General features: G+C 55.6%; 8 protein-coding genes and 2 pseudogenes. 6 read left to right on the top strand and 4 right to left on the bottom strand.

The window, feature by feature from the left end; all coding sequences use genetic code 11:
• The 4 genes and pseudogenes from B3Z49_RS09240 to B3Z49_RS09225 form a co-directional block, all read left to right on the top strand.
• Window positions 1–330, top strand: a pseudogene (locus tag B3Z49_RS09240) (RecX family transcriptional regulator); the annotation flags it as partial.
• Window positions 331–388: 58 nt separating this feature from the next.
• Window positions 389–724: an arsenate reductase (glutaredoxin) gene (gene arsC, locus B3Z49_RS09235; protein WP_008889020.1), complete on the top strand. Its 336-nt coding sequence runs from the start codon at window positions 389–391 to the stop codon at window positions 722–724.
• Between the two features lie 219 nt (window positions 725–943).
• Entirely contained in the window at window positions 944–1,312 is a 369-nt protein-coding gene (locus B3Z49_RS09230) for a CidA/LrgA family protein (protein WP_063085876.1), read from the top strand.
• Complete coding sequence (locus B3Z49_RS09225) at window positions 1,309–2,034, top strand: LrgB family protein (protein WP_063085879.1); 726 nt, start codon at window positions 1,309–1,311, stop codon at window positions 2,032–2,034. The genes B3Z49_RS09230 and B3Z49_RS09225 overlap by 4 nt, the downstream gene beginning before the upstream one ends.
• A gap of 42 nt (window positions 2,035–2,076) precedes the next feature.
• Here B3Z49_RS09225 and B3Z49_RS09220 read toward each other — a convergent pair whose 3' ends face one another.
• Window positions 2,077–2,547 (bottom strand): hypothetical protein, encoded by a 471-nt coding sequence (locus tag B3Z49_RS09220; protein ID WP_296990243.1) that lies wholly within the window; start codon window positions 2,545–2,547, stop codon window positions 2,077–2,079.
• Window positions 2,548–2,673: 126 nt separating this feature from the next.
• On the opposite strand from B3Z49_RS09220, the gene B3Z49_RS09215 reads away from it, so the two are divergent.
• Window positions 2,674–3,132, top strand: coding sequence for a MarR family winged helix-turn-helix transcriptional regulator (locus B3Z49_RS09215; RefSeq protein WP_296990240.1), 459 nt, complete (start codon window positions 2,674–2,676; stop codon window positions 3,130–3,132).
• 102 nt (window positions 3,133–3,234) lie between these two features.
• Here the strand turns inward: B3Z49_RS09215 and B3Z49_RS09210 are convergent, their stop codons facing one another.
• The 3 genes from B3Z49_RS09210 to B3Z49_RS09200 form a co-directional block, all read right to left on the bottom strand.
• Window positions 3,235–4,938, bottom strand: coding sequence for a methyl-accepting chemotaxis protein (locus B3Z49_RS09210; RefSeq protein ID WP_296990238.1), 1,704 nt, complete (start codon window positions 4,936–4,938; stop codon window positions 3,235–3,237).
• 446 nt (window positions 4,939–5,384) lie between these two features.
• Window positions 5,385–6,131, bottom strand: coding sequence for a tRNA pseudouridine(38-40) synthase TruA (truA, locus tag B3Z49_RS09205; RefSeq protein ID WP_296990235.1), 747 nt, complete (start codon window positions 6,129–6,131; stop codon window positions 5,385–5,387).
• A gap of 112 nt (window positions 6,132–6,243) precedes the next feature.
• Entirely contained in the window at window positions 6,244–7,464 is a 1,221-nt protein-coding gene (locus tag B3Z49_RS09200) for an argininosuccinate synthase (RefSeq protein WP_008889015.1), read from the bottom strand.
• A 218-nt stretch (window positions 7,465–7,682) separates the two neighbouring features.
• Between B3Z49_RS09200 and B3Z49_RS09195 the strand changes: the two are divergent.
• A pseudogene (locus B3Z49_RS09195) lies at window positions 7,683–7,954 on the top strand (YgjP-like metallopeptidase domain-containing protein); the annotation flags it as partial.

Here is a 7,954-nt window from a genome sequence, read left to right as displayed (position 1 = left end):
AAGGCGCTTCGCGTCATTGCCGCCGATCTGTCATCGCGCGGCATTGCCAGTGATCAGGTCGATGCCGCACTGACCGAACTTCGGGCCGAGGCCGATGACGCCGCCTATGAGGAAGTGCGTGGCACCGACCCAAACATTGCCGCCGCCGCGGCCTATGCCCGTCGCCGTCGCCTTGGCCCATGGCGCCGGTCTGAGATCCGCGATGAAAAACGCGAGAAGGATATGGCCGCCCTTGCCCGTCAGGGTTTTGGCTATGACACCGCCACCCGCATCATCAATAGCGAGATCGAAGAGCTCGAAGACCTGCTCTCGATGATCGACGGGATTTGATTGCATCCCCAAAGACCGCTATCAATGAACAAATCCATTTTGATACGGAGACCCAACCATGATGGTCCGCATCTACCATAATCCGCGCTGCTCGAAATCGCGCCAGACCCTGGCCCTGATCGAAGAGCAGGGCATCACCCCCGACGTGATCGCCTATCTCGACACCCCGCCCACCCCACAGGAACTCTCTGGCATCCTTGATATGCTCGGCATGAAACCCGAAGACATCCTGCGCAAAAAAGAAGCCAAAGAAGAAGGCATTGCCGATCTGCGTGGGGACGAACTGATCGAGGCACTTTGCGCCCATCCACGCGCCCTTGAACGCCCGATTGTTGTGAATGGCGACAAGGCCGTTCTCGGCCGTCCGCCCGAAAACGCGTTGGAAATTCTGTAACGCCGCCATCAAAAGGTTCCCGCCTGCGCGGGAACGACGGAATTTGGTTTTCGTCATGCCCGTGCAGGCGGGCATCCATGCCGCGCTAAAAAGCAAACAATCTCAAACGCCTGTGCCCACCCGGCACGGGCGTTTTGCGTAATTAATAAAAGTCGAACTTCCCGAAGCCTATTATGTCTTACGCAGAAAAACATGCATGTGCCTGTGGGGAGGTTTTTGATGATTGCTGCTTTTGCCCTGATCCTTGTCTGCCAGCTGTTTGGCGAGGTGGTCTCGGAACTGTTTGATCTGCCGGTTCCCGGCCCGGTGATTGGTCTGGTACTGCTGTTTGTTGGCCTTCTGATCAAACGCAACCCGCCCAAGGTACTCACTGATGCGGCCGACAATCTGCTGATCCATTTCTCCTTGCTGTTTGTTCCGGCCGGGGTGGGCGTTGTCACGCAGATTGATCGTCTTAAGGGTGACTGGTTGCCGATTGCCGCCGCCCTGATCATTTCCACCCTGCTGGCCATGGTGCTGACCGCGCTTTTAATGTCGAAACTGCTGCCCAAGGCCAAACCGGGCGAAAGTCTGGAGGACGGGCAATGAACGAGACCGATATCACCCAGCTTTGGGTTTACCTGTCGGCCAAACCGCTGACCGGGCTGACCATCACGCTTGTTGCCTATGCCATCGGCTTCTGGCTGTATCAGAAAAGCGACCGCAACCCGATCTGCAATCCGGTGGTCATCGCCATCGCCCTGATTGCCCTGTTGCTCAAAGTCACCGGCACACCCTATGCCACCTACTTCGAAGGCGCGCAGTTCGTCCACTTCCTGTTGGGTCCGGCCACCGTGGCACTTGCGGTCCCGCTGTTTCGTCAGACCGAAACGCTGAAACGTGCGCTGCCAGTCATCGCATTCGGGGTTCTGTTCGGATCACTGGTTGCCAGTGCCAGCACCGTCATTCTGGCCTGGGCACTGGGCGCAAGCCCGGAAACACTGGCATCCTTGGCCCCGAAATCCGTCACCACCCCGGTCGCAATGGGCATTGCCGAAAATATCGGCGGGGTTCCGGCCCTGACCGCGGTTTGCGTGATTGCGACGGGCATCGTTGGCGCAACCCTTGGCCCGATGGTGATGAATATGGCCCGCCTTAAAGACTGGCGCGCACGCGGCTTTGCCATGGGGGTTGCATCACACGGCATCGGAACGGCGCGTGCCTTTCAGGTCAATGAAACCGCCGGGGCCTTTTCCGGCCTTGCGATGGGGCTCAATACCCTTGCCACGGCATTAACCATCCCGTTCCTGTGGCACTGGATATTTGGCTAGATTTTGTGGCGGGTCTGCAGATGAAGTGTGACGCATTGCGCGTCACACTGCCACGCTCGTTCTCACAGGGCGACGCATGCGCAGACCATCGCGGATGTTCAGGCCAATCAGAACAAGGTTGATCAGGCCCGCGAACAGTTCCAGCACCTGAAGGATGATAAACACATCATCCATCTGCCCGTTTCGGGCCAGTATGGCCAACCCAATCGCGCAGGGTACAAGAACAAGCAGTCCGTTTGCCGCGACCAGCTTCATGCGCCGCAATTTCACGGCAACCAGCCCGGCGATTTGCCCCCGCGCCAACGCAAAGCCTGATCCCCCGGTGGCTGCAAGACACAGCACAAGGGCCAACAGGCTCCAGACAATTGCAGTTTTGACCATCACGATCTGATCGGTTGTCCCGAAAAGCTCGACCATGATGGTCGACAGCCAGAAGCTGGCGATCAGGCAAAACGCCGCCCCACCGGCAACGCGGTGGATAATACGCAAAGTCGGTTTTGAAATCGTGGACATCGTCATTTCTCCTGAGACAAGGATTGCGATGTGGCGCCACACGTAATTAAATAGCATACTATGCATTATATAGCATGCTATGTTTTATATAGCAAGCTATGTATTTTGACAGAAACCGGAGTTCTCATGCCCCTGAAACGCACCCAATCGGCCGGATATATGACGAACTGGGCGGCCCGCTTGTTTGCACGCGCGATTGATCAGAAACTCAAACCGCTGGGACTAAGCAGTGGCTATCTGCCGGTTTTCTTTGCGCTGGCCGATGGCACCACACGCACGCAAAAGCAGCTTGCGGCAGAGGTTGGAATCGAACAACCAACCATGGCCGCCACCCTCAATCGCATGGAACGCGATGGGTTGATTGAACGCGAAAAAGATAATGAAGACCGCCGCATCACACACATCCACCTGAGCCCGTCGGCAAAGGCCAAGGCCCCGCAAATCCAGACCATCGTCAATGCTGTGAATGAACAGGCCCTTTCAGGGCTGAACAGTCTTGAAAAGCGTGTCCTGCTCGACGCACTTGGCAAGGTTACCGACGCCCTTGCACCGGCAGAGGCCAAAACCGGCACCCACAACGCGTAACCAACCGTAAAGACATCGGAAAAAAGCAAAACCTGACAAGGGCATGCCACAACACACCCTTGTCAGTCTGATCGTAAAAGACCCGCTTTGAACGGAAACGTTCTATCCTGCGCGCAATTGCGACAGGAAGTTCGACACGGTCTTTTGCAGGCTATCGATCTGCTTGGCCATCGCACCAACATTCTGATCAAGTTCACTGGCGGCTGCCCCACTGCTGGCGGCGGCTTCGTGAATCTCGTTGATGTTGGCGACAACCTCGCTCGAACCGGACGATGCACTGGTCGCGCTGTTGGCGATTTCATTAACGGCGGCGTTCTGTTCGCTCACTGCCGAAGAAATGCCTGATGCGATTTCGCTGATCGACGAAATCGTATGCGTGACCTTTTCAATTGCCTCGACTGTAACCCTGGTCTCGCCCTGAATCGCCCCGATCTGCTGGGCGATTTCATCGGTTGCCTTGGCGGTCTGGTTGGCAAGGTTTTTGACCTCTTGCGCCACAACCGCAAAGCCCTTGCCAGCTTCACCAGCACGGGCGGCCTCGATTGTCGCGTTGAGCGCCAGGAGGTTGGTCTGGGCCGCAATGTCGTTAATCAAACTCACGACTTCACCGATGCGCTCGGCTGCTTCGGCCAGCCCGCCGACCATTTCGTTGGCACGCGATGCTTCACCGACGGCGGTTTCGGCAATCGCTGTTGATTCACGGACCTGATCACCGATGCCGCTGATCGAGGCTGAAAGTTCCTCGGTCGCGGCTGCAACCGTCTGAACGCTTTGTGCCGAATCATTAGCGGCCTCGGACACCCGTTGACTTTGGGTCAGGGAATGATTGGCCGACTCACGCATCAGTTCGGTGGATTTCTGCATGCCGGTCGACGATTGGCGAACAGATGCAACGATCTGACCAATGGATTGTTCAAGTTCATGGGCCAGACGGTTGCGCTGTTCCAAACGTTCCTTTTCGGCACGTTTTTCGGCTTCCACCCGGGCGGCCTCGGCCTCACCCATTTTCTCCGCCGTTTCACGCCAACGCACAAGACCATTGGCAATCACGCCAATCTCGTCCTTGCGATCGGTAAAGGAAACTTCTTCGGAAAAGTCGCGTTCGACAAATCGGGAAATCGTCTGACCAAGGTCACGCAGCGGTCCAAGCTGCCAGCGCAGCAACAGGAACAGCAACACAGCCGATGCGATGGCAACAATAATACCGACAATCGCGATCCGCAGCTCGATCTCTGTCGCCACTTCGGCAACCTGTGCCTTCTCGATGCCGACATACAGGATGCCAAGCGTATCACCGGTCGGCGATTTGATCGGCGAATACTGCGTTACATATTGCGTGCCAAGAATAAGCGCCTCACCCCGGAACGTATTGCCCGACATGATCGGCTGATAGGCCGCACTGCCCTTGCCCAGCATGGTGCCAACCGCACGTTTTCCGTCCGGCTTGATAATGTTGGTCGAAACACGCACGAAGTCCTGCTCTGCCGGGACGAAGGCAAACACGGTTGCCGTCTGGCCGGTGGCAGCCCCGATCGAGTCAATCAGGTCATGCGACGACAGATCCGGGATTTCGGGAATGACGAGATCGGTGGTTTCACCGTCTTCGCTGATCTTCATGGAAAATTCGGGATGATTATCCTGAAAGATTTTCGCAGCAACGCGAAGGTTCAGTTTCTGCGATTCAAGACTGTCACTTGCCACCTTGTCATCGATGCGCTGCATGATCAGCAAGCCCAGAAGCGCGATGCCCGCAATCAGGATCGCAACGGCGGCGAGAGCCACCTTGAAAATCAAACTTTTCGACATACTCACTCTCATTTCATCGTTGGTCACCGACGAGCCCCTCTAGCAACTAGATCGGCGGTTCAGCTTCTTCCCGGGTCTTGGTCGCCTGGTTCAGCAGAGATATAAGATATACAATCCTATAAATTAAACTTTAGTATAGAGCAATACTATCGTACAGACTTTTAGCAACCTGAACGCGAGTCAGCCAACTAAATATTAATTAAGAGTGTAATTACAGTTCGTTACCGATAGGTGAACACCTACCCATAAGATGAACAACCATATCAATAAGCGTCATATGGGGAGTGGCAGATACAAAACCGAAAAAAATTTCGCCTGTGCGCCGCTTTTTCTACAAGGAGGTCCGGGAAGGATGAAATGCGCACAGGTAATGCGCAAAGGTCAGGCTGAATATTCGTCTGCTGAATTTACTTCAGACGCTGAACGGATCTCGATCTGATCGGGTGTCAGTAATCGACCTTGACGAAATAAAGCCCGTCGGCCGGTGCGGTCGGGCCGCCCGCACTGCGATCCTTGGCCTCAAGGGCCGTTTTAACGTCAATCGGCTTCCAGGCGCCCTTGCCAACCAGAACAAGTGTGCCAACCATATTGCGCACCTGATGATGCAGGAAAGACCGGCTTTCGGTATAGACGCGGATTTCAAGCGGGTTTTCGATCCCGCGCGTGACTTCAAGCTTTTCCAGCGTCTTGATCGGACTTTTGGCCTGACATTCACTGGCCCGGAAGCTTGTGAAATCAAACGTCCCGATCAGATGTTGGGCCGCTTCGTTCATCGCATCAATATCAAGCGGCTTATAAACACCCCAGGCCAGCCCCGCCTCAAAGGTCAGCGGTGCGCGGCGATTGATGATGCGATACATGTAATATCGTTTCTTTGACGAAAACCGCGCATGGAAGTCTTCCGTGACTTCCTCGCATTCCTTGATCGCCACCGGATCAGGTTTGAGGTGATGGTTGATCGCATTCATCACCGCTTCCGCCGGGTAGTATTTCGGCAGATCGAAATGCACCACCTGCCCCAGCGCATGCACCCCGGCATCGGTTCGGCCCGACACATAGACGCGCACGAATACACCGGCGAATTTTTCGATCGCAGTCTCAAAGACTTTTTGAACCGAAATCACTTCGTCCTGGTACTGCCAGCCGTGATACGGGCGGCCATCATATTCGACGGTACATTTATAGCGCTGCATGACCGATATAATTATCTGAACAGGTTAAGAGCCCGCTTATAGCTTGGCTTTCAAACGAAAACGAGGGGCAAAAATGCCCCTCGCTTGCCGCTCCACAATTGCTTGCGGATACTTACTTCATGCCGTCGCGGTCAAAACCAAGACGCAGGCGAAGCGCATTCAGCTTAATAAAGCCTTCTGCATCGCGCTGGTTGTAAACGGTGTCGGCCTCGAACGTGACATGCTCTTCGGAGTAGATCGAGTTCGGCGACTTGCGGCCGGTGACGGTGACGTTGCCTTTGTACAGATCAAGGCGCACAACGCCGTTCACGGTACGCTGGGTTTCGTCGATCAGGCGCTGCAGGGCCTGACGTTCCGGCGACCACCAGTAACCGTTATAGATCATCTCGGCATAACGCGGCATCAGCTCGTCCTTGAGGTGACCGGCGTTACGATCAAGGGTGATGCTTTCCATCGCACGGTGTGCAACCGACAGAATGGTACCGCCCGGGGTTTCGTAAACACCGCGCGACTTCATGCCGACATAACGGTTTTCGACCAGATCCAGACGACCGATACCGTTCTTGCCGGCAACTTCGTTGAGTTTGGTCAAAAGCGTTGCCGGGCTCAGGCGTTCGCCGTTGATCGCAACCGGGTTGCCCTGTTCGAACTCGATCTCGATCGTGGTGATCGCATCGGGTGCGTTTTGCGGGGAAACGGTGCGCTCGAACATATTTTCGTCCGGCTTGACCCACGGATCTTCCAGCGCCTTGCCTTCATAGGAAATGTGCAGAAGGTTCGCGTCGGTCGAATAGGGCGGCTCATCGCCACCAAGCTTGTCGGCCGAAATCGGAATCTGGTGTTCGCGGGCAAAGTTCAGCAAAGCAGTACGAGAGTTCAGCTTCCATTCGCGCCACGGTGCGATGACCTTGACGTTCGGCTTAAGCGCGTAATAGCCCAGCTCGAAGCGGACCTGGTCGTTACCTTTGCCGGTGGCACCATGCGAAACGGCATCTGCACCAACTTCTTCGGCGATTTCGATCTGGCGCTTGGCAATCAGCGGACGCGCGATCGAGGTACCGAGCAGGTAAACACCTTCATAAAGGGCGTTGGCGCGGAACATCGGGAAGACGAAGTCGCGGACGAATTCTTCGCGCAGATCGTCGATGAAGATCTGTTTGACGCCGAACATCTCTGCCTTTTTGCGGGCCGGTTCCAGCTCTTCGCCCTGGCCGAGGTCGGCGGTGAAGGTCACGACTTCGCAGTTATATTCTTCGCGAAGCCATTTCAGGATGATGGAGGTATCCAGACCGCCTGAATAGGCAAGGACGACCTTTTTGACCTGATCGCTCATGGGAGTGACGCCTTTCTTCTTCCGATGTAATGCAGGGCGCGGCACCTAACGCCTGCGTCCTGTCGGGGCTGCAACCCATATGTCGCAAATCGCCCCTAGACCTTGAGCGCGGAGTATAGGAAAACACTACTAGGGGGCAAGACCCAAGATGGGTTTGGCCCGAAAAAGGCACAAAAAGATCGCACTTTTTGCCTCTCTTTTGGAAAAATCCGCGCCGAATGCTCAAGAATACCGAAGAAACCGAGATCGATATGCCCAAAATCGGCCCGCTGCCGGTGCGATTGCGGCCAAGTGCGCGCGCGACGCGACTCAAATTGCGCATTGATCCGGCATTTGACGGTGTCGAAATTGTCGTGCCCAACGGGGTGTCGCGCAAAATGGCGATTTCGATGCTCCATCAGCATGGCGATTGGGTGGCGGCCCACATGCAACGCCTGCCCGAACGGGTGCAATTCATGCCCGGTGCGTGGATTCCCTTCATGGGCCATGA

Source organism: Thalassospira sp. UBA1131, assembly GCF_002311515.1.
Classification (GTDB): domain Bacteria; phylum Pseudomonadota; class Alphaproteobacteria; order Rhodospirillales; family Thalassospiraceae; genus Thalassospira.
This window is presented reverse-complemented; position numbering and strand designations above follow the sequence as displayed.